This is a genomic window from Actinomadura vinacea (assembly GCF_039532545.1).
GTDB classification, from domain to species: Bacteria; Actinomycetota; Actinomycetes; order Streptosporangiales; family Streptosporangiaceae; genus Spirillospora; species Spirillospora vinacea.
In genome coordinates, this window is sequence record NZ_BAAARW010000008.1 from 146,086 (window position 1) to 167,006 (window position 20,921).

The following is a 20,921-nucleotide window of genomic DNA, read 5'->3' on the forward strand; positions in this document are numbered from 1 at the left end:
GTCACCACCGGATCTCGGGACCACCGCTGCTCGGTGCGAACGCACGGGTCGTGGTCAACCTCAAGCACCACGGCGGAGGGGGGTGGGCGGTGGCTAATGGACACTCACGCTCCCCACATGACGGGTTTGGACGACTCTTGACGGTCTCCACTGGCCTGGAAGGCTCAACGGCCGTCTAACTGGACATACGCCACCGGACCGAGAGCGACGACACCAGACCCAGGTGCCGGAGGCGTTATCCACAGAATCGGATTCCACTTTCGCGGTCACGTTCCGTCGATGAAGCTGGTGCCGTTCGTACCCGCAAGGCAAGGAGCCGCAATCATGCGAACTGAGCTGAACCTCCGCGCCGACCTGGGCTCCCGGCAGTTGGCGACCCGGCTTGAACTGGCCGGCTGGCAGCTGCGGCTGGCCCGCGAGCACGGCCTGATCCCCGAACCCGACGTCGACGGCCGATGGTCGGCCGAACTGGCCGAACGGTGCCTGCCCCGCAAGCCGCAAATCGTCGCCGCCTTCGGCGACGAGCCGCCGGTCGGCGCCGTCAAGGCCGCCGGGCACCTGGCCTCGCGGGTGAACCTGGACGTGGAGCGCGCGGACGTCGAGATGCTGGTCGCCCGGGGCGAGCTCACCGTGATCGGCCGTTACCAGCAGCACCCGGTCTACCTGGTGCGCGATCTGGAGGCCCTGGACCCGCAGCGGGTCACCGAGATCGTCGCCGCGCGCAAGGGCCCGCTGCTCGACCGGGTCGAGGCCAGGGGCGCGGCGCTCATCCTCGGCTGTCCCAAGAGCCTCTTCGACCGCTTCGCAGCCGAACGGGCACTCCCCACCGACCAGCTTGGCCGCTACGCCCTGGCCGACGTGCGAGCCCTGGCCGCCGATGGCGATCTGACCGCGAGAGTCGAAGAGGACCAGCGCGAGCGGGCCATCGCTCAGGCCCGCCGCCACGAGGAGCGGCACGAGGACACCCTCCGCAACTGGATGCTGCATTGCACCGCCTACCTCGACAGGGCCTCCGACGACCCACCCGACCCCGCGATCATCGGGCGTACGCTCCGTTCCCTCACGACGGCCAGATCCGCGGCCGGCTCCCACCGCACATGACAGGGTGGAGCAGGGAGCGGCGGTCCACGAGACGAGGTCAGCGGCGCCTGCGGCGGGATCGGCGAGGGAGGTGAGGCCGTGAAGGCCGATGCCGCTGGACGGCCGCGTGCAGCCGGTCGCGAGCCTCGGTGCGGGACACCGCGGGCAGCCGCTCAGGGAGCGTGGCGGCCAGGGCGGGGGATGCCCGTACGAGGCCCTCCTCATCCACCGATGCCGTGTCGCCCGGCCAGTCGCCCAGCAGAAGGGCGGTGAACTCTTCCGGGTGACGGCCGCGGATCTCCTCGATCCGGTCGGAGTCCACGCCGCACTCGGCCACCAGAAGCAGCCGTGGCGTCTGGGCGGCGCCCGTGCTGCGGCGGACGGCCAACTCGGTCTCCATGAACGCCAGTGCGGCATCGAGATTGCCGGGGATGAACAGGCCCGCGCCCGTCTCGTCCAAGAGGTCGTCTTCAGCCAGCCCGAACAGGGCCGTCGCGTCCGGACGCGGGATCACCACCAGCGTGTTGCCCCCGAGATCCTCCAGAGCGCTCAGCGTGACCACCCGCGCCGTGGCAGACGCGCCCGCCCCGGCCAGACCGAGCACCGGCACGGCGAACGGGTCGATCGCCGGACGGTAGCTGAAGCGGATCGTCGACTCCGCAGGCGACGGCAACGGGGAGACGAAGGAGGCGGCCGCCATGGCATGGATGCGATGCCGCATCGGGTAACCGATCGCCGCCGCGGCCGGGAGCAGCAGCCCGAGCAGGAACAACGGCTGCAGCGAGCCCGTCCCCGTGGCCTCCTCGGCCAAATCCCGCGTGGGTGTCGGCGACGGCTCGGCCGGGAGCCGCGGCGTGCGGGGCTGAGACGTGGGCACGGGAGGTGCCGAGGGCTTGTCGTGTGAGCGGGAGGGGGAGGGGGCCTGTGCCGGCAGAGTCCGCCGCTGGGCGTTGTCCGCGGAGCGTTCCCTGAGTTGGCGTTCGATTTTGGTGCGTTGGCGGGACTTGTACATCGCCCGCCAGGCCTCTTTGCATTCACGCAGAGCGTGCCAGTCGCCGGTACGCAGGATCATGCGGCACTCGACGGGCACCGCCCCGCGTGGTCGCGGCTTCTCAGCGGCCTCCGCCGGTACCGCCATGCCGAACGAGGTCGCGCCGACCATGGCCAAGCAGCCCAGCATTCCGCAGCCGCATCGGACGGCTCCACCGGACGGACCGGTGTGCCTGGAATCTGCCAGCAAGCGCTTCATCTTCGCCCCGGGGGATCGCGGTGGTAAGCGTCAGATGGCCCGATCATAGCCAGTGTGGCTACGGAGTGTTGACGATTGGTCACAGTCATCTCATGTCGGAAGCCGAATGGCGCGGATAGGTCATAGGACCCTCACGAGAAGGCAAAACCCCGGCGCCTCGTGCCGCCTGGCGAACCCCGACAATCCCCGTCCAGTCCAGCATGCGTGGCGAAATAACTTCATCGGCCCGTTCAGCCCCTCACTCAGCGCGGCCCGAGCTTCGCGCTGAGAGCGGGCATCCCGGACGTGCGGACGGAGACGACTCTGGCCCCGGTTGCGACCAGCCGCGGAAGCCGGATCGCTGAGCCATCCGCCATGCCTCAGAACTGCTGATCTCTCCCACGGCATACGGGTGATCTTCCTTTTGGGGATAGGGGCGACTCTCGCTATGGGTGGGAGCGATCTGGCCTTTTGAGTCGATACGGGTGGCCGATGCGGTGGTTGCGGGTGGTTCGCCGCGACGAGACAAAGATAAGAAGGTTTGCAAGATGGTTGCAGCTGTCAGTTCATGCGGCGCGATTCTGCAACGGCATAAGGCGTGTCCCGCGCGGTTATTCGGTGGCCGGTCGGGATGATCTCGCTTTGTGGTGCAATCTGAGCTTGTGTGCCTGATGGGCTGTGGGTAGCGGCCGCCATGTTGATCCCGTAGTTCACGCCCCGACCGGAGGGGCAGGGCGGGTCGGCTGAAGGGTCGGGCCGGTTTTCACCGCGCTCGTGTGTACGCGCTGGCCAGCGGATAGGCCTGGTGGCGGTTGCAGAGGATCGTTGTCACCCCGCTCCATCACGCATCACTGTTCCACTGGCTGGGCTGTCGGAGCGCGCATCCTGCGGTTTCGTTGCTTGGGACGTTCCATCACGCATCGCCGTTTTGCTGGCTGGGGTGTTGCATCGTGGATCTCGCGGTTTCGTCGGTTGGGCTGTCCCACCGCGCATCGCCGTTCCGCCAGCTGGGCCCTTGGTCGGCGCGGTGGTCCGCTGCCCGGGCGGGTCTGTGGCCGGGCCTGCGCCAGGCGGTGCTGGAGAAGCTGGGCGCGTGCGGGATGGTGGGCTGGAGCGCGGTGATCATCGTGGCGGGAAGCGCCCACCTGGCGGCGCCGGTGGCAGGTCGAAGGGCTCGGAGGGCGTTCCTGTCCGCGAGCCAGGTCCTGACCTGGTTCCGGCTGGACCGCACGTTAAGTTCGGCGTACGTTACCGTGCGGCCGTCCCCGATCACGGCGGGCGTGCGGCCCCTCGAGCGTGATCGCGGACGATCGACACGACGCGCTGCTCCACCTGCGCAACCCGAACGAGGTTCGGTTGCCCCACCCGGTGCCGACCGCCCCGAACTGCCCTTCCATCAGCCATAACGCTCCGAGGACGGGTGGCTTCGAATAGTGATCAATCCGATATCTGCACTGATTGAAAGATCCACCAAATCATCGCAAGCTATCCCTCACTCCGGAAAGCCCGGCAAATCCCCACTTCGCACCCCTACCGCCGACAGGACGCGACCATGTTCGAGATCTGGGAGACGAGCGAACCCGCCCGGCTCATCAGCGATGCAGGCAGCCTCAAGGTCGCGCTCGAGAAGGTCGACACGATGTGCCGTCTCCGTCACGACCAGGCCGTCGCGCACATCGGCGAGGCCGCCGCCGAAGAGGGCTACCACTTCGAGATCCGGGACCGGGACGGCCGGGCACTGGCGCGGCTCACCTACGTCCCCGACACCACCCGCGCCTACCAGAGCGTCGTGGTAGAGGAACTGCACGGCGGAGACGGCACCTGAGCCGAGCCACGGCGGTCGCCCCAGAAACTCCCCCCGCACGGGGCACCGGGCCGAGCGGTGCGTGGCAGGATGCCGGAAGGCTTCACGAAGGGAGAGGACCGTGGGGGCGTCCCGTTGGTGGAACGGCTTCGGCAAGAAGCCGGACTCCCCACCCCCATCGCCCTGGCTCACCCCTGAGGAACTCATAGCGGAGGCACTGCGCCGGCGCGCGCAATCGGCGGACCCCGGCGAAGACGTCGTCGTGGCGCTCGCGGCCGACGAACACGCGACCGGAGTGCTCATGGCACGTCTCCAACGGGGCGTGACCACGGCCTGGGAACGAGGCTGGCAACCGGCCGACCTCGCCGGGTACACCGCACGCAGGCTCGGCGCGCTCCACCAGCGGCTCGTCTTGGACGCCATCGCCGCCGAGATGCGCGCCTACACCGCCACGACCGTCGGCGAGCACTGGCGCGATCAGCTCACCGAGATCGACGCCCGTGTCTGGTGGGACGGCGACCACGCCGACGCCTGGTGCGAGGCCGAGGACGTCGATCGCCCGGCCCTGGTCGCCTGCTCCATCGAACTGCTCGAACTGCTCCTCGCACTCCCTCGGCTGGCGACCATCGGTCCGCGCCCCGGCAGGGCCGGCGCCCGGCCGCCGGTGCCCGCGAGCGAGGCGGACAAGCGGATGCTCGGCAAGGTCCGGGCCCTGCTGGCCAAGGCCGAGTCGACCGAGTTCCCCGAGGAGGCCGAGGCGCTCAGCGCGCGTGCGCAGGAACTCATGGCCCGGCACAGCATCGATCACGCGCTGCTGGACGCGGAAACGGGCGGCGGCGCCGAACCCGCCGGCCGCCGCGTGGCCGTCGAGACGCCGTACGACGGCCCCAAGGCCGCCCTGCTCACCGTGGTCGCCGACGCGAACCGGTGTCGGGCCGTCTGGCACCGCGAACTGGGCTTCTCCACGGTCCTGGGCTTCCCCGCCGACCTGGCGGCGGTCGAGATGCTCTTCACTTCGCTGCTGGTCCAGGCGACGACGGCGATGGTCCGCGCCGGCCCTCGCCGGGACGCCGCGGGCAGGTCGCGCACCCGCTCGTTCCGGCACGCCTTCCTCAACGCCTACGCCTCCCGGATCGGCGAACGGCTCCGCGAGGCGGCCGGCCGGGCCGCCGCCGACACCGGTGGCGATGACCTCCTCCCGGTTTTGGCCGCACGCGACCGAGCCGTCGACGATGTCGTCGCGACCTTGTTCCCCAACCTCACCAAGGGCCGTGCCCGTTCGGTCTCCAACCACGAGGGCTGGGCCGCCGGACGCGCCGCGGCCGACCTGGCCAGCCTGAACGCCCGCTCCGAGGTGCCCAGCGGCTGACCTCGCCGCCCGCGTCCCCCCTGGGAGCCTGGGGGGACGCCTCGTCAGGCCTTCCTGCGCCGAGTGTTGCCACCCCGGCCGCGCAGCGGAACGCCCGCCTCCTTGAGAACGTTGTAGATGAATCCGTACGACCGGCCGGTCTCCGCCGCCAGGTCACGAATGCTTTCTCCTGCCGCGTACCGAGGGGCGAGCTCCGCCGCCAGCCGGGTGCGCTCGGCACCCGTCACACGGGTGCCCCTCGCCAGAGTGCGGGCCACGAGTACCTCCTGAGTCGACGCGTGAGCCGAGGCCCTGCGATCACGGGGATCGGGATCACAGAGATCATTTCCGCAGCTCACAGCACTGTTGATCTACCCAACGTACACAATCCCCAGAAATCCGCCCGCAATGCCGCGCGAAACGACACAAGACCGGCCACTGCTGGACTTTTCCATGGTGAACGGCGTGTCGTTACCAGACGCGACACCCCCTCCACGCACGGGAACCCCTGGCTGCGGGCCCTCCGCACCGCCCTCGAGGGCAGTGCCCGCACCCGTTCGCGTACCTCCCGTCGAGCGCCGATCCCAATCGGACATCAGTCATCAAACACACAGCAAACTCTCAGGAAGTGCCATCAGGGCAGCCGCCGTCCAGAACCGGCCACCCCGGCAGTCGCCCGCCGAGGGGCGACCACCCCGAGACCTCTCCGGAGACCGGCGTGACATCAAGCCCCATCACGTGACCTCTCGCAGATCCGCTGTGATCTCGGCCCACCCGAGGCGGCCACCGACCCGTCGCGGAGCGCGGACACGATGCCCGGCGTCATGCGGTGGCAGTCGGTGGGCTCGCCTCTGATCGTCGGGAGGGGCGTCCGTCTCGCTTCCACGGGTGCCCCTGCAGCGGTGGAAGCTCAAACCGAGGCCGCAAGGGTTGCCACACCACACCCCGACCCGACTCCCGTCACGCCGGACGCGCACGCCACCCGAACACCGCTGCAGCCGCCCCGTCCGGGCAGTCTGGGGACCATGCACTTCGATTGAACTCTGCTTCACAACACGTCGAATGCGGCGACTGAAGCTTCCAGTGCAGTGCTTCTTTCGATTTCGAGATCTCAACAATGTGTCTACGAACTGCAACTTGCTGTAATCGCGTGGACGGGGTGGACGTCGCCGGTCGCAGGCGCCCCTGCGTTCGGGAGTCGGCCGCGTCCCTCCCGGCGGCTGGGAACTCCCCCCGCGCTGGCCGAGTCGCTCACCGCGGCGGCCCCTGGCCCGGGCGCGTCCCTTGGAGCGTGCCCGACGGCCTGTGGTAGCGGATCGAGCCGCTGCTGCCCAAAGGTCGGCGTCGCAAGGCCCAGGAAGTCGTCGGACAAGGCTCCACTTACGGGTGAAACGCCCCACTGCAGGCCCGAGCGCCTGCGGGGCGACCGCGGCCCCGACAAAGTACCGACGGCTGGTGTGGGCAAGGGCATTGAACTCCAGATCGCTCGCCGCGACACCCTGCATGGTCCGGGTGTCCGCCGCCATGTCGTCGACTGGTTCCGCCGCTGACACGTCCGCCGAGGGATCCACCGCGACATCAACGAAGCGTTCATAACGCCGGAAGCGGCCATCGATCGCCGATGGCGCCGCGTCCGCTGATCCTGTGCGGCCCTTTGACCAGTTCACACTCCATCCCGGCGTTCGCCGTCCTGGAATCTCCCTAGTGGCGGCGCCGCCGTGTAACGCCGAAAACCAGTGCGTACGCGGTGAGTGCCATGGTCCCGCCGCAGATGGAGCCGATGACACCGCTCGCGGCCGTCATATGGATCGTTCGAGGCAGGTCCGGCTGATTGATCAGGGTGATCGCCCCGAGGATCCCGCCCGCGACGGCGGACGCGAGCAGCCCTCCCACCACCGCGAGCGCCATCCTCCCCGGCAAACCCGCCGGGTCCTCGGGCATTGTCGCCGCCCGGCGCGACCACCGGTGGAGCCACACCAGAATGATCACGCCGCCGATCACGCCGCTGCCGTATTGCAACCATCGATAGGCCTCGAGTCCCGCGACCGATGTGGTCACAAGCCAGGGCATGGACTCGGCGAAACTGTGCCGCCGGTGGGTGAAGGCGTCCCAGAGGACGTGGGTCGCCGATCCGGCCAGCAGGGACGGCGGCACCCACACGAGCATCGACCGGCGGAGCCCGTCCGCGGGACCGGCGAGTCGCCGGCGGAACCGGACCGGCGCGAGCGCGACGAGGGGATGCTTCCACAGGAGGTGGAACACGGCGAACAGCAGGATGCCCATTGCGATGTCGATGGTGACGAGCCCGAGCGGCTCATGGGTGGCGCCTCGCCACTCGCCCATGGAGAGGAAGTACGGCAGGTCCGGGGCCATGGACCCGAGCACGAGCGCCGAGGGGACCATCCGCCCCCGGGCGATGGGGATCACGGCGGCCGGATGGCTGAGAGTGAAGGGCACCCGTACTCCCTATGGCATCCCCATGAATTGATCAAGCCATGGCCCGGCGGCTCCCGCCGACCAAGCGGGTGCGCGGCCGATGCCCTGCCGCGTTTCAGCCTGACCGGTCTCCGAATTCGACGACCGACGCCCATGGCCTCGATCAGAAACGATCACTTTCGCGGCATGGGTCGTCCGTTCCACATCGGCGGCACGGCTTGGCGACTGTCTCTTCCTCATGGACCGGATCAAGGACATGATCGCCACGGGGCGGAGAACGTGTCCCCGAGGCCGAGGAGGTCCCCGCCGCCCGTCCGCTGGGATGGCGGTCGCCGCCTGGGCGCCCCCGGTTTACCAGGAGATCCTTTAGTAGGGGACCTGTGCGCTTGGATGCATCCCGGTCGTCGCGTCGTGAGAGAGGGAGGCAATGGAGGAATCTGCGACATCGGCGCTTCGTCTTGCCGGGCACGGTCTTGTCCTACGGCAGTGGCATGAGGACGACCTCCCCGTCATGAGAGAGCTGTTCGACGACCCCGACGTCGCCCACCGCACGCCGATCGCGTCTCCCTTCGACCTTGCCGCCGCGAGGGACTATCTGGAGCGTGCGCAGCGGTCGTTCGCCTCGGGCCAGTGGATCCAGCTGGCCATCACCAGCGAGGGCGATCGGGCCCTGGGGGAGGTACTGCTCAACCGCCTTACCGCCTGCATCGGCTATGCCGTCGGTAGCGCCCACCGTGGGCAGCGCCTGGCGGTACGCGCTGTACAGGTGCTGACGGAGTACGCGCACGGGGAGTTGGGGCTCGCACGCGTATATCTGGAGATCGAGCCTGACAACGGCCCCAGCAATGGCGTGGCACGTGCGGCGGGGTTCTACCTGACCGACAAAGCCCCCCAGCCAGTAAGTGGCAAAGGCCGGGACTTCACGCTTCTTACGTGGGCGCACGACGCCACGGGAGACATAAAGGAGTGATGCACAGGGGACGGCGCCCGTATCTTCTACGCCATGGCACCAGATGAGCCGAAGCCGGCCCTGTTCGCGAATCGCTGGGGCGATGCCCTTCCGCCCGGCGGCAACACGGTCCCCATCACGTGCCAGTGCTTCGACCAGCACGGCGGGCCCACGCCGGGCCGGGTGCCGTTCCACCGGGATCGTCAGGACACCTCGTCGCCGGGCTGGCGGCGGCTGCTCGCGCTGATCGAGGATGCGGCGGAGGACGGGCGCGCGGTGTTCCGCCCGTTCGCCGAGATGACCGCGGAGGAGCGCCGGGCGATCGTCACGTTGCCTCCGTCCATCGCCAAGCTGACCGCCGTCGAGCATCTGGTGCTGTACGGGAGCAACCTGGTGCGCATCCCGCCGGAGATCGGTGCCATGACGGCCCTGGAAGAGTTCACGCCCTACACCTCGCACCGCCTCCACTGGTTCCCGTACGAAATCACGCGGTGCGCCGGTTTGCGTCGGAGCACGGTGAGCACTCGTTCTCTCTACGGCAACTTCAAAATGCGGCCGCCCTTCCCTGAACTGAAGGGGGACGGGACGGATGCGGCGCGCGTCGGCGAGATCGACGGTGCTTCGTCGATGAGGATGTGCAGCGTTTGCCGCACGCCCCTTGAAGAGGGGGCGGTGCGTCAGGTCTGGATCTCCCTTCAGGTCGCGACCGACGTGTTGCCGCTGCTGGTCAACGCCTGCTCGGTGTCGTGCGTTGAGGCGCTTCCCGAGGCTGCGGAGGGATATGTGCCTACACCCCACACCGGCGGGCCAGGCCTGACCCAACCATCGTCCCGCTACTACTAGGGGTTGTTGCACAAGCCTGCTGCCCCGCGCCCACGCACCCGACGGCCGACCCCGGGCTGACTCCCTCTTCCACCATGCGATGCACGCACCTGGATGACGCTCGGACGAGACTCTTGAAACACGCCCCCTTACGCGGCGGGCTCGGTGGTCACCTGGAAGTCGGTCGCGTCGGGCTCGATGAAGGCCAGAAGGGACTCGGCTTCGGTGGCCAGTTCCTTCAGGGCGCTGCGAGGCAAAGGCTTGAAGGGACGCAGACGCAGCGTCGCGGTCTTGCGCTTGCGTTCGGTCTCCCAGGTGCCCGCGGCGAAACCGTCCCGGAGAAAGGTCGCCCGCACGCGCAGGTTCTTGGTCGTGAGGCCGGGACGGTGCTCGTCGGAAATGACCCTCGTGCGGTCTGAGTGGGCCAGCACGAGGCTGTCGAACTCGGGGAGGAAGCGTGCCGGAGCGGGTGTGGCCTCATCCGGTCTGGGGGCGTCTGGGAGGTCGAACAGTTCGCGGCCGCGTTCGTCGGAGAAGGCGCGCAGCCGCGGCCGCAGGCGCTCCAGGACCTCGCCGAGGGCTGGCAGGCCCGACCAGGTCTGCGCGTCGGCGGCGGACGCGGGCCCGAACGCCGCCAGATAGCGGAGAACGAATTCCTCAACGGCGGTGGGATCGTCCGTCGAGGGGGCGGAACCCAGCCATGTTTCCGCCAAGGCGAACCGGGAGTCGCGCGGGAACGCCCAGCGGTCCTGTGTGGGCACCATCACCAGGGGCACGCACATGCGTACGGCGAAGCCGAGCGCGCGCTCGTTCACCTGAGGGAACTCCTCTTGGAGGAGAGAGCGCATCTCGTTGAAGGTGCGAGGTGACTCCTGTAGGAGGCCGCGCGCCACAGGGAGCACCTTTTCGATGTCCAGGCCTTTGGCACGGGAGCCCAGCATTTTGAGGCCCGCGTCCAGTACGGGTTGGATCGGCGCCCGGAAGGCGAGGTAGTCCTGGGCCGGCATCAGGTGCAGAGTGCCCCGCATCATCGTGGCCCGGACGACGGCGCGCTCGTGCAGGGCGGTGTGCAGGTCTTCGGCGCGGAAGCCCGTGATGCGCGTCCACAGGCCGACGAACGGCGGCTTGGGCTCCTGCGCCTGCGATCCGCACAGACGCGCCGTCGTCTCGGCGACGGAGGCGTTCTCGCGTGCGAGGAGCATCTGTCGTGCCAGTGTCGCCCGGTTGAGCCCGCGCAGCGTCAGCCTCTCGGTCATCGTTCGCTCACCTTCCAGGCTGGACGGGCCCATTCGCCCGTTCATTCGATCACACTGTCGAAACGGATCAGGGCAAGGGGCGCGGCGCACGCGGGACCGGCGCAAGGTGATCTTGGGGCGGTTGTTAACCCGGATTCGGCCCCCGCCGGGCGAAGGAGCGTCACCGTGAGCGGGCTTTCGGTGTCCGACGGTGATCGGGGAAGGGGCGCTGCGTGGCGGAACCGCTCCGCTGCGTGGCCGCCGTCCGAAGCGGAAGTGGATTCTAGAAAATTCTCGAAGCGGGGCCGCGGCCCCGCGGGGGTGTGTCCCGGGTGGCGCACGGGTGATGAAACCCAGCCGGTCACGGGCAGGTTACGGCACCGGCGAACCGGTTTGGAGGACTGTCATGAGGGGGTGCGGAGCCTCGGAAACCGCCGTTTTCGGGCCCGGTGCACGTGCATCGGCCCTTGCACATGCACGCCATTCCTAGCAGGATTGCCCCCGGACCCCCGCACGTGACTCCCCGGAGATCGCGATGACCGCACACTTGAACGACAGCGACCGACAGGCGCTGCGGCTTGCCCACGACCTCCGCGAAGAGATGCGGCAGGCCCTGCCTCAGCAGGCCGCCGCACCTTCGGTCTCCCCGTTCGTCGACCCATCGGGCCGGCCCAGCGTCCTGATGAGGATGGACGAGGAGACGGCGCGCGCGTTGATGGCGCTGCTGATGGAGCAGCGTGCCGGGCAGGCCCAGCGCTACCCCGAACCGCGGCGAGCCGACGGCTCCCATGTGCCGCCGCAGGCCGAGCCCGCCCTGGCGGTGCCGCCGCCGAGGCAGGTCGTGCCGCCCGCCACGGCGGCCGACTTCTCGCCGGCGTCCTCGTATACCGGCGGCGCCTCCGCGCTCATGCCCACGCCATTCCCGACGCGCTGACGCGCGTTCCCCGGGCCCGCCCGGCACTCCCGGCGCCGCTTCAGGGCCGCTGGGATCCCTGCCGATCGCGGGCTCCGGGACGGCACGCGGTACGCGCTCGCCTCACGGGCGCGGGGCGGGGTCTTCGACGGTGATGCCCAGCGTTTCGGCCAGGAGCGGCGCCAGGTCCTGAAGCTGCTCCGGGGAGACGATCGCGCCCCGCAGCGAGCCCGGCTCGATGGTGATCCCCAGTTCGGCGCCGCGCAGATCGGCCTGCTCCAGCCGGGCTCCCACCAGCGTCGTGCGGGCCAGCCGGGAGCCGGGGAAACCCGTGCGGGTGAGGGCGGCGCCGCCGAAGTCGACCTCGCGCAGCAGGCAGTCCTCGAACGTCACGTCGGTCAGCTCGGCGTCGCGGAAGTTGATCCCGTCGAGCTTGCAGCCGCGGAAGGTGACCCGGCTCAGCCGGGCGCCGGAGAACGCGGCGGCCGCGGCCACCGAGCCGAGCAAGGCGGTGTCCTGCCATTCGGTGCCGGCCAGGTCGGTGCCGACCAGGCGCAGCTCGTGCGCCCACACGTTGATGAACCGGGCCCGCCGCAGCCCGCCGCCCTCCAGCGCCGTGCCGGTGAACGCGCAGTCCAGGAAGCGCGAGCCGGGGGCGTCGACGTCCGGGACGCCGACGGCGCCGAAGCGCACCGTGTCATGATCGCCGTCCGGCCGCCAGACTCCGTCGTGCGGCACCAGCCGCTCGGCGAACGGCAGCTCGTCCAGCGTGCCCGGTACGGCGGGCCGCGAGGCCTTGGACCTGCCCGTCCGCCTGCCCGGCCCAGTCACGCGTCACCCCAGACGGCGGCGACGGCCGCGGCGACCGACGGGGCCTGGGCCCGTCCGGCCCGGGCCGCAGGGGCGCGGCCCTGCGGATCCAGCGAGTTGCCGCCGAACGCCTCGCGCGCCGCCCGGTCAGGGGAGATCACCGCGACCCGGGCCCCGGCCCGCCGCAGCGCCGCCACCTGGCGGCCCACGCTCGCGACCGGCCCGAACCCCGCCGTGCTGGGCGCCAGCACGATCACGGCGCGGTGCCCCGCCGCCAGGTCCGCGTTGGCGGGCGAGCGGACACCGCCGTCGATGTAGCGGCGGCCCGCGATCGTCACCGGCGGCCACACGCACGGCACCGCGCAGCTGGCCCCCACCGCGTCCACCAGGCCGACCCCGGCCGCCCGGTCGAACACCGTGAACGCGCCGGTCGCCGCGTCCACCGCCGTGATCTTCAGCGGACGCTCCGGCCACTCCCGCACCGGCAGCCGCGACTCGATCACCGTCCGGCGCTCGGCCTCGGCGACCGTGCGGGCGGCCAGCGCCAGGCGGCCGATCCGCGCCCCCGCCCGCTCCGGCGTGCGGGACCGCAGCGCCGCCCAGGCCCAGCGGGCCAGGACCGCCCGGCCGACCCGCGCCGGGATCTCGCCGTCGGCGCCGGCCAACTGCACCCGGTAGCGGACCTCGGGATCGATGCCGGAGGCCACCTGCGCGCCCACGATCGATCCGGCGGAGGTGCCGACGACCAGATCGGCGCCGCGCAGGTCGGTCCCGGCCTCGGTCAGCCCGGACAGGATGCCCCATTGCCAGGCGATCCCGGTGATGCCGCCACCGCCCAGGACCAGTGCCCTTCCGTGCGCCTCGCGGGTCATCGGCAGCCTCTCGCCTCGGGGCTCACTCGTACGGTTTGCGCGGTTTCTCGATCCGCTGGACCGATCGGCCCTGCAGTTCGTGCACCCCTGATGCGATCTTGCCGTCCGCCGGGGGCCGCCAGGTGCCGACGACGCGCACCCACGCGTCCGCCGGCGGCCGCTTCAGCCCGTGCACGACCACCGGGAACGGCACCGCGTCGCCCGCGCAGCACGCCATCTTGAGCCGGGTGACCTGCCAGCCGCCCTTGGGACCGGGGGTCACGAACCCGGTCAGCGCCACCGGCACGCCCCGCAGGTACGGCGACTGCCCGGTCTGGGCCTCGTGCGAGCGCCCGATGAACTCGCCCATCGTCATCGGGATCGGCGCGCCCGTCCGCGGCAGCGCCCCGAAGCCCTGCGCGGGCGGGGGCGGCGGCTGCGCCTGGCGGCCGGTGTCGCGGGAAGCGGTGTACGAGCCGAGTGCCGGCGGCGCCACGATGAAGATGGCCAGTACGGGCAGGCACATCAGCCAGGCCACGCGCGGGCCGCGTCCACCGTGATCGTGGCCGTGCGCGTCGTTCCCGTGTCCCTCCTCCCCGTGCTCGTCCTCCCCGTGCCCGTCCCGTGGTCCGTGCTCCTCCTCGGCCGCGGTCCGCCACTCGCGGCGCAGGCCCGCGCCGCCCAGCACCACCAGCACCACGGCGGCACCCAGCAGAGGGAGGCGGAATCCCGGCTTGACGTAGTTGAGGTACTCGTCGGTGGCCAGTGTGATCCACAGCACGGCGGCGCCGATCGCGATCAGCAGCAGGTTCTGTGCGGCCTTGGTCACAGCAGCACTCCTCCGGCGATCGCGCTGACCGCCACGGCGAGAACGAAGGTGAGCGGGACGAAGCGCACCGCGAACCGGCGTCCGAAGAATCCGGCCTGCAGGGCGATCAGCTTGAGGTCCACCATCGGACCCACCACCAGGAACGCCAGCTTGGCGGTGGGGGAGAACTGGCTCAGGCTGGCCGCCACGAACGCGTCCGCCTCCGAGCAGATCGACATCAGCACCGCCAGCACGGCGAGCACCAGGATGGACAGCCAGGGGATGCCCGCGACGCCGCCGACCCACTCCGCGGGGACGGCCACGTTGATGGTGGCCGCCGCGGCGCCGCCGACGACCAGGAAGCCGCCCGCGTGCATGATGTCATGCCGCATCGCCTGCCGGAACGCCTCCCAGCGCGCGGCGGCGCCGGTTCCGGCGGGCGGCCGGGACGGGATCCTGATCCACTCGCCTCTGCCGAACAGCAGCCAGGCCCAGCCCGCCAGCACCGCCACGGCCAGCGAGGCGGCGAAGCGGCCGAGCACCATCTCCGGTGCGTTGGGGAACGCGACGGCGGTGGCGACCAGCACGATCGGGTTGATCGCCGGGGCGGCCAGCAGGAAGGTCAGCGCGGCCGCGGGGGCGACGCCGCGGGCCATCAGGCCGCCCGCCACCGGCACCGAGGCGCACTCGCAGCCCGGCAGGACGGCCCCCATGGCGCCCGCGACGGGCACCGCGGCGCCGGGCCGCCGGGGGAGCACCCGGTTCCAGAACGAGGCCGGGACGAAGGCGGTGATCGCCGCCGACAGCGCCACGCCGAAGACGAGGAACGGCAGTGCCTGCACGCAGATGGCCACGAAGATCGTCGTCCAGGCGTCCACCGCGCGGGCGCCGATCAGCGGGGCTGCCCAGACGCGGCCGGCGACGAGCACGGCGGCCAGGACGGCGAAGCCCCAGGCGGCCCGGGTCCCCGGCGCGAGGGGGCGGGCGCCCCAGTCGGCGGGCGGGAGGATGTCATCGGCGGGCACGGATCCGGCGGGCACGGATCCGGCGGGCACGGATCCGGCGGGCACGGATCCGGCGGGCATGGACGGCCTGCCCGTCCCCGCGGAGTTCTTGGTCTCGTCGGCGCGGAGACCGGCGGGCTTGGTCATGCGGGTCATCGTGCCACAGCGCCCTTCGCAAGGGTGACTTGACGCACAGTTGCGGCTGCGGAAACGAGCGGAAGGGCCCCGGATCGGCTGGCGCCGAATCCGCCGAAACCCCCGTGAGATAGGGGTGATCGCGGATAGCAGGGGCGAGGCGGACATAAAAGATCTACCTGGCAAAAGGTAAAGAAGTCCTCGATTTGGTCTAGACGTGGTAATGGCGTATATAGTCGACGCCAGGTCACGGTCAAAGACCACTTGACCTGGCCAAACACAGAGTCGTCGCGTTCCCGCCCGCCAGGCGGGGTCTTCTTTCGCCGAGTCGCGGCCTCCCATGCGAGGCCGTCACCGGATGGGCCGATGAGCCCCCGGTCGGCATTCTCCCGCTCGATCCAGTTCGTGTCCCGCGCGTGACCGGAAGCCGGTCGCGAAGAGCCGGGCGCGAGCCAGGTCCGCCCTTCGCGGATTCGACGGGTCGTCCTGTCGCGGGTCCCCTCCGCGCGGCGCCTGCCCCTTCCCGAGCTCGACTCTCGGGGCCGTTTCTCCTGCCCTACGGAACCTCTGTTCCGGCGTGAAACGGCTGCCCTGACCGCCGAACAAAGGATTCTCATGCACAAGCGAGCGATCAATGTCGTCCTCACCGCCGTCACGGGCAGCTGCCTGGCCGGCATGCTGGTGGCCGGTGTGGCCGCCGCCAGTGGCGATGACTCCGCTCAGCAGTTGAAGACGCCGTCGCAGGAGGCTGCGGCGGTCCGGCTGGAGGCCGCGGCGCAGCCCGGCACCCTGGCCGCCAAGGCGGGCCAGCCCCGGCTCGCCAAGTCCCCGGCCGCGCAGGCCGGCAAGGCCGACAAGCCCAAGACCGAGAAGAAGAAGGCCGCCAAGAAGAAGGCGCTGCTCACCGGCCGGACCAAGTCGTCCTACTTCTGGGACGACGGCTCGGGCATCAACGGTGACACCGGCGCCCCCGCCGGCGGCAAGCCGATGCAGAAGGGCCTGTTCGCCAGCCCGAGCTGGCCGATGCACACCAAGGTGAAGGTGACCTACAACGGCCGAAGCGTCACCGGGTTCGTCGGCGACCGCGGTCCCGGCGAGCCGTCCCACCGGGGCGTCATGCTCGACCTGGACACCTACACCTTCCGTTACCTGCTGGACGGCAAGAAGCCGGACAGCAAGTACGACGCCGGCACCGGTGAGGGCCACCTGGACGGCGTCAAGTACGAGGTCCTCAAGTGGGGCGACGGCGCCGGCGAGCGCGGTGAGCCCCAGCCCTTCGGCTGAGCCTCTCCGCCGCGCTCCCCGAAGGGAAGGGGGAACGCCCCGATGACCGGAATGGTCATCGGGGCGTTCCCCGTCCTCAGGCCCCTCCCATAACCGGTCATGCGGGCCGGACCTCGTCCCAGGCGAGCGCGAACAATTCGTGCGGCGGACGGTGCGGAAGCCCCCGCGCCATGACCAGGTCCATGCCCCGCACAGGTTCGGGGATCGCCGGGTAGAGGCGGCGTTTGTACGCCTCCATCACCCACGCGCCCGACTCCTTGGAGCCCAAGGGACGGCACTCGGTCAAGGGCCCGGGCAGCACGGTCGAGCGGCCGGGCAACATCTCCCGCTCCGCCTCCGTGCAGGGCATGATCGCCCCCACGCCGAGGAGTTCGCCTTCGGCCTTCCCATGGCGTTCGGCGGACCAGCGGTTCCAGCGCCGGACGAGCCGGTCGGTGGGATCGGTCATGGTCGCCAGCTGGAGGTAGAGCGCGGCCGCGTCCGGGCCCACAGTCAGCTCGGCCGCCACCTTCTCGACCAGGCCGGGCGCGCTGAAGGCGGGGTTCGCCTCGTACTCGCCGTCCGGGACGGGGGAGGAGGCGGCGCGTCCGGCCAGGCGGGCGAAGTCCTCGTCGAAGACCAGTCCGAGCTGGGCCTCCAACCAGGCGAAGCCGGGGTCGGTGGCCGCCAGGGCGGTCCGTGCGGGGCTCGAGCCGCGCGCGCGGAGCGCCGCCGGGCGGACGAGCACCTCGGGGGCCTGGTCCGGACTACGCGGCCACGGGATGGCGATGAACACCCCGTCGTCGTGGACCAGGCCGCCCACGCCCGGCAGCCTGGTGGAGGGCCCGAACAATTCCTCCAGCCCGGCCAGCCCGCTCTTGGGGTCGTGCTGGGCCCGCCAATGGAGCGTGGCGCGGAGCAGCACTTCGGAGTGGCCCAGCCGCTCGCGCAGCAACCGGAGCAGGTCCGGCAGGCCGCGCAGGGCAGGATGGCCGGACGGCATCCGCGTCGCCGCCCAGGCGACGAGCTGCACCTCCCTCAGTTCGTGGGCGATCCTGCTGTGGTCGGGTTCTGGCCGCTCCTGGAATCGGTTCCAGCGGAAGTTGTTCCCGGCGTCCTCGGTGAGCTGCGGCGAGGCCCCCGGACGCGCCAGCGTGGCGAGCCTCGCGTCCACATGCGCGGCGGACTGCGAGGCGGTCTGCAGGCGCGAGTAGAGGAATCCCACCAGGTCGTGGGTCACGGCCGGGGCGAACGCGGCAGGCCCTTCGCCGCACCCGTGCCAGGCGGCCGCGACCCGCTCGGCCGCGCCGTCCCAGCCGTTCTTCTTCCACCACGCGGCCGGATCGGGCGGCGGTACGGACGCGGCCAGCCGGAGCCGCTGGGGACCGTCCAGCACGGCCAGCCTGCTTCGCGCTTCCGGCTCCTCGGCGGCCCTGAGCTTGAGGATCTTGCGGCGTTCGGCGGTGAGCGGGCCCTCGGCCCCGGGGAACCCGGAGAGGATCAGCGTGGCGTCGGCCCGCTGGGGCGCCCAGACCGGGTCCGGGTGCTCGGGGGCGAGCACCGCGGCGAGCCGCTCGGCCCCCTCCTGCGCGGGCTTGCCCCAGCGCAGCGGCCCACGTTGGGCGAGCGTCCGGGCGAAGGCCGAGATCCGTTCCGGCGTGGCCCATCCCGGATCGATGTCGAGGAGCAGGCCGGTCGCGTCCCGCAGCGGGTCGGGGTCTCCGGCGCCCGGCGCCGGCCGCACGAACCACAGGGCGTCGCGGGCGATCCCGAGCGCGGTGCCGGTCCGGCCTCGATCGCCCCGGTAGAGCAGGACCGCCTCGCCCACCTCGTCGGGCACGTCCGTCACAGTGCCGTACTGCCAGCGCCGTCCGGGATCGGTGATGAAGGGCATCTCCGCCCAGACGCGGAGGAAGTCCACGAGGGCCTCCCGCTCGGCGTCCGGCGTGGCCGGGGAGGCGGCCCTGACGGCGACGGCTCCCACGTGCTCGATCAGCAGCGCCCAGTGGACGCCGGGAACGGGGACGCCGGACGCCCGTCCGGCGTCCTCGCCGCGCAGCCTGGCCGCGGCCGTGCGCATGGACCGCAGCGTGGCCAGCCGCCCGGACGGCGCTCCGTCCAGGCACACGCCGAAATCCTGGAGCGCCCGCCGGAGCATTGGATCGGCCGGGCTCCCGACGGCGTCGGCCAGGTCGGGGAAGACCTCCGCGACGATCGGCGCCAGCGCGGGGAACTCCAGCAGCTGCTCGCGCGCGAACGGTGGTGGCGGCGGCTCGTTGCGGGGCGGCGGGGCCGGTTCGGGGGCGCCGTCGAACGCCGCCACCTCCGCCTTGAGCAGGTCCCGGAACCGGGGGTCGGCGGCGACGTGGTCGAGCGGCCGACGCCTGTCCTTGCCGCTGCGATACCAGGAGGTCAGTGAGATCTCCCGTACCGGCTGGGCCAGCGGGACACCGTGCGCGCACAGTACATCGAGCGCGTTCAGGTCCGTCCAGCCGTCACCGACGACCAGGCCCTCGTCCTCCTCGACCAGGACGGGCGCGAGGAAGTCCAGCAGCCGCAGCCGGACCTTGGCGCTCCAGCCGCCCCACTCACGGCCGTAGGTCTCACCCACCCAGCGGGTCGCCGAGGACTCCGGCCACAGGACGCCGCCGCGCAGCCGCGCGGCGACCGCGGTGTCCGCCAGCAGCGGCTCCAGCAGGTCGTGCCAGGCGAGGATCTCCATCTGGAGACGGGACCCGAACAGCACACGCAGGCACCAGTCGTCGCTCCGCGCCAGGTGCACGAAGGCCCTGCGCTTGCCCTTGAACGCCGCGTCCGGCAGATCGTGCAGCCCGCCCTGCCGCTTGATGATGTCGGCCAGGTCGCGGGCGTCGTGCTCCACCCCGTCGCGCCCGGCGGCGGCGGCGAACTCCCGCAGCGTCTTGAACCGCGGCGCGCCGGTCATCCGGTGCAGGGCGATCTCCCGGAACGCCTCGTGCGCGGCTTCGGGGCCCTCGCGGTCGGCCAGCGCGCGGGCGAACTCCTCGGCGTCGGCCATGCCCGCGCGGACGAGGGCGTGCCACAGCGCGGGGTCCTCCCGCAGCCGCCCGGCGGGCGGGGCCGCCAGCGCCCCGCACCTGCGGACGAGGGCGTTGCCCGAAGCGCCGGGCACGGCCGGGTCCCCGAAGACCGACATCGCCTCCACCCAGAACGCGGGCGCGTGCGAGGCGGGAAGACCACCGCCCGCGGCGTGCCGGCGCAGCTTCTCGAACGCGGTCTGCGGGTTCCCGGCGGCGGCGCGGCGGGCCTCGTTCAGCGACTTGAGGCCGGAGAGCGCGGCGCCGGCGGAGTCCGGATCGTGGACCAGCGCCCAGGCGGGATAGCCGAGCAGCGGATGGCGGGCGGCGGCCAGCAGCGCCGGGCCCGGCTCCGCCGGCGGGCAGCCCAGGCTCCCGGCCAGCAGGTCCGCGCCGGCCGCCTCCGTGTCGGACAGGAGGCGGATGACCGGACGGCCGCCGAGCGCGGGGTGGTGGTGGACGCGCGCCCGCACGGCCTGCTCGGCCGGGTGGCCGGGGGCGTCCAGGCCCTCCGCGGTGTCCGGGCCGACGAGGGCCAGGGCGTTGCGCAGCTGCCAGGCGCGCACCCAGTCGAACCGCGCGGCCAGCTGCGGTTCCTGCGGCCGCCACGGGTACCCGTTGCTGTCGAGCTGGACGCTCCAGAGCCGCAGGCCGTGCTCGCGGGCGACGCGTCCGGCGGCCTCCAGGTCGGGGATGTCCTGGTGGTGGGCGAACACCAGGTGCTCGTCGCCGATCCGCCCGATGACGCCGTCGAGGGCCAGCACTTCGGTGTGCTCCTCGCCGAGCCCGGTGAGGAGGCCTGCCACGGTGACGGGGGAGCCGGGCGCGCCGTCGCGGGTGCCGACGACCGTGCCGCGCAGGACCTGCCGCCACGCCGGGTCGGGCCAGAGCCTGCGCAGCACGGCGGCGGGGACCGCCGCCGAGTGCGCGATCCAGCGGCGGGCCGTACGGCGGCAGTCCAGCTCGTGCTCGGCGAGCCAGGCCGCGATGTCCTCCGGGAGTTCGCCGGGCCCGTGCTCGGGCGGTTCAGGGGAGCTCTGCATGCCGCACATCCTGGCGCCGCCCTCCGACGAAACGGGCGCCGTATTAGTAATCGGAGCGTGAGGGACATTTCACGGAACGGCATGGCGCCCGCGCGAGTCCAACCCCCAGGGGGTTCCATGATCGGGTACGCCCGTT

General features: G+C 71.4%; 17 protein-coding genes. 7 read left to right on the forward strand and 10 right to left on the reverse strand.

Features of this window, described 5'->3' with window-relative positions; all coding sequences use genetic code 11:
* The first annotated feature begins 324 nt into the window (after positions 1-324).
* Positions 325-1,101: a hypothetical protein gene (locus tag ABD340_RS11505; protein ID WP_344588746.1), complete on the forward strand. Its 777-nt coding sequence runs from the start codon at positions 325-327 to the stop codon at positions 1,099-1,101.
* Between the two features lie 37 nt (positions 1,102-1,138).
* On the opposite strand, the gene ABD340_RS11510 is transcribed toward ABD340_RS11505, so the two are convergent.
* Positions 1,139-1,957, reverse strand: coding sequence for a hypothetical protein (locus tag ABD340_RS11510; protein WP_344588747.1), 819 nt, complete (start codon positions 1,955-1,957; stop codon positions 1,139-1,141).
* A gap of 912 nt (positions 1,958-2,869) precedes the next feature.
* A complete protein-coding gene (locus tag ABD340_RS11515) occupies positions 2,870-3,022 on the reverse strand; it encodes a hypothetical protein (protein WP_344588749.1) in 153 nt (50 codons plus the stop codon).
* A gap of 838 nt (positions 3,023-3,860) precedes the next feature.
* On the opposite strand from ABD340_RS11515, the gene ABD340_RS11520 reads away from it, so the two are divergent.
* Both ABD340_RS11520 and ABD340_RS11525 read left to right on the forward strand, forming a co-directional pair.
* On the forward strand, positions 3,861-4,133 hold the full coding sequence (locus tag ABD340_RS11520) for a hypothetical protein (protein ID WP_344588750.1): 273 nt from the start codon (positions 3,861-3,863) through the stop codon (positions 4,131-4,133).
* A gap of 100 nt (positions 4,134-4,233) precedes the next feature.
* Positions 4,234-5,481 (forward strand): DUF2786 domain-containing protein, encoded by a 1,248-nt coding sequence (locus tag ABD340_RS11525; protein WP_344588751.1) that lies wholly within the window; start codon positions 4,234-4,236, stop codon positions 5,479-5,481.
* Positions 5,482-5,525: 44 nt separating this feature from the next.
* Here ABD340_RS11525 and ABD340_RS11530 read toward each other — a convergent pair whose 3' ends face one another.
* Both ABD340_RS11530 and ABD340_RS11535 read right to left on the reverse strand, forming a co-directional pair.
* On the reverse strand, positions 5,526-5,738 hold the full coding sequence (locus ABD340_RS11530) for a helix-turn-helix domain-containing protein (protein WP_344588752.1): 213 nt from the start codon (positions 5,736-5,738) through the stop codon (positions 5,526-5,528).
* 1,423 nt (positions 5,739-7,161) lie between these two features.
* Positions 7,162-7,917, reverse strand: coding sequence for a DUF4184 family protein (locus tag ABD340_RS11535; RefSeq protein WP_344588753.1), 756 nt, complete (start codon positions 7,915-7,917; stop codon positions 7,162-7,164).
* A gap of 406 nt (positions 7,918-8,323) precedes the next feature.
* On the opposite strand from ABD340_RS11535, the gene ABD340_RS11540 reads away from it, so the two are divergent.
* Positions 8,324-8,866, forward strand: coding sequence for a GNAT family N-acetyltransferase (locus tag ABD340_RS11540; RefSeq protein WP_344588754.1), 543 nt, complete (start codon positions 8,324-8,326; stop codon positions 8,864-8,866).
* A gap of 33 nt (positions 8,867-8,899) precedes the next feature.
* Positions 8,900-9,688: a hypothetical protein gene (locus ABD340_RS11545; RefSeq protein ID WP_344588756.1), complete on the forward strand. Its 789-nt coding sequence runs from the start codon at positions 8,900-8,902 to the stop codon at positions 9,686-9,688.
* Positions 9,689-9,816: 128 nt separating this feature from the next.
* On the opposite strand, the gene ABD340_RS11550 is transcribed toward ABD340_RS11545, so the two are convergent.
* The gene (locus tag ABD340_RS11550; protein ID WP_344588757.1) at positions 9,817-10,923 is read right to left on the reverse strand and encodes a winged helix DNA-binding domain-containing protein; all 1,107 of its coding nucleotides are present in this window, start codon (positions 10,921-10,923) and stop codon (positions 9,817-9,819) included.
* Between the two features lie 514 nt (positions 10,924-11,437).
* Between ABD340_RS11550 and ABD340_RS11555 the strand changes: the two genes are divergently transcribed.
* Complete coding sequence (locus ABD340_RS11555; protein ID WP_344588758.1) at positions 11,438-11,836, forward strand: hypothetical protein; 399 nt, start codon at positions 11,438-11,440, stop codon at positions 11,834-11,836.
* A gap of 102 nt (positions 11,837-11,938) precedes the next feature.
* Here ABD340_RS11555 and ABD340_RS11560 read toward each other — a convergent pair whose 3' ends face one another.
* Genes ABD340_RS11560 through ABD340_RS11575 form a run of 4 tightly spaced genes read right to left on the reverse strand, consistent with a single transcriptional unit; the run spans position 11,939 to position 15,369 of the window.
* Complete coding sequence (locus ABD340_RS11560) at positions 11,939-12,646, reverse strand: pentapeptide repeat-containing protein (RefSeq protein WP_344588759.1); 708 nt, start codon at positions 12,644-12,646, stop codon at positions 11,939-11,941.
* Positions 12,643-13,497 (reverse strand): patatin-like phospholipase family protein, encoded by an 855-nt coding sequence (locus ABD340_RS11565; RefSeq protein WP_344588761.1) that lies wholly within the window; start codon positions 13,495-13,497, stop codon positions 12,643-12,645. The genes ABD340_RS11560 and ABD340_RS11565 overlap by 4 nt, the downstream gene beginning before the upstream one ends.
* Before the next feature lie 22 nt (positions 13,498-13,519).
* A complete protein-coding gene (locus ABD340_RS11570; protein WP_344588762.1) occupies positions 13,520-14,305 on the reverse strand; it encodes a TIGR03943 family putative permease subunit in 786 nt (261 codons plus the stop codon).
* Positions 14,302-15,369, reverse strand: a complete 1,068-nt coding sequence (locus ABD340_RS11575; RefSeq protein WP_425547337.1) for a permease — start codon at positions 15,367-15,369, stop codon at positions 14,302-14,304. The genes ABD340_RS11570 and ABD340_RS11575 overlap by 4 nt, the downstream gene beginning before the upstream one ends.
* A 669-nt stretch (positions 15,370-16,038) precedes the next feature.
* On the opposite strand from ABD340_RS11575, the gene ABD340_RS11580 reads away from it, so the two are divergent.
* Positions 16,039-16,707 carry an RlpA-like double-psi beta-barrel domain-containing protein gene (locus tag ABD340_RS11580; protein WP_344588765.1) on the forward strand — a complete coding sequence of 223 codons (669 nt, stop codon included), beginning with the start codon at positions 16,039-16,041 and terminating at the stop codon, positions 16,705-16,707.
* Positions 16,708-16,804: 97 nt separating this feature from the next.
* Here ABD340_RS11580 and ABD340_RS11585 read toward each other — a convergent pair whose 3' ends face one another.
* Positions 16,805-20,785, reverse strand: a complete 3,981-nt coding sequence (locus ABD340_RS11585) for a hypothetical protein (RefSeq protein WP_344588766.1) — start codon at positions 20,783-20,785, stop codon at positions 16,805-16,807.
* Positions 20,786-20,921 lie beyond the last annotated feature (136 nt).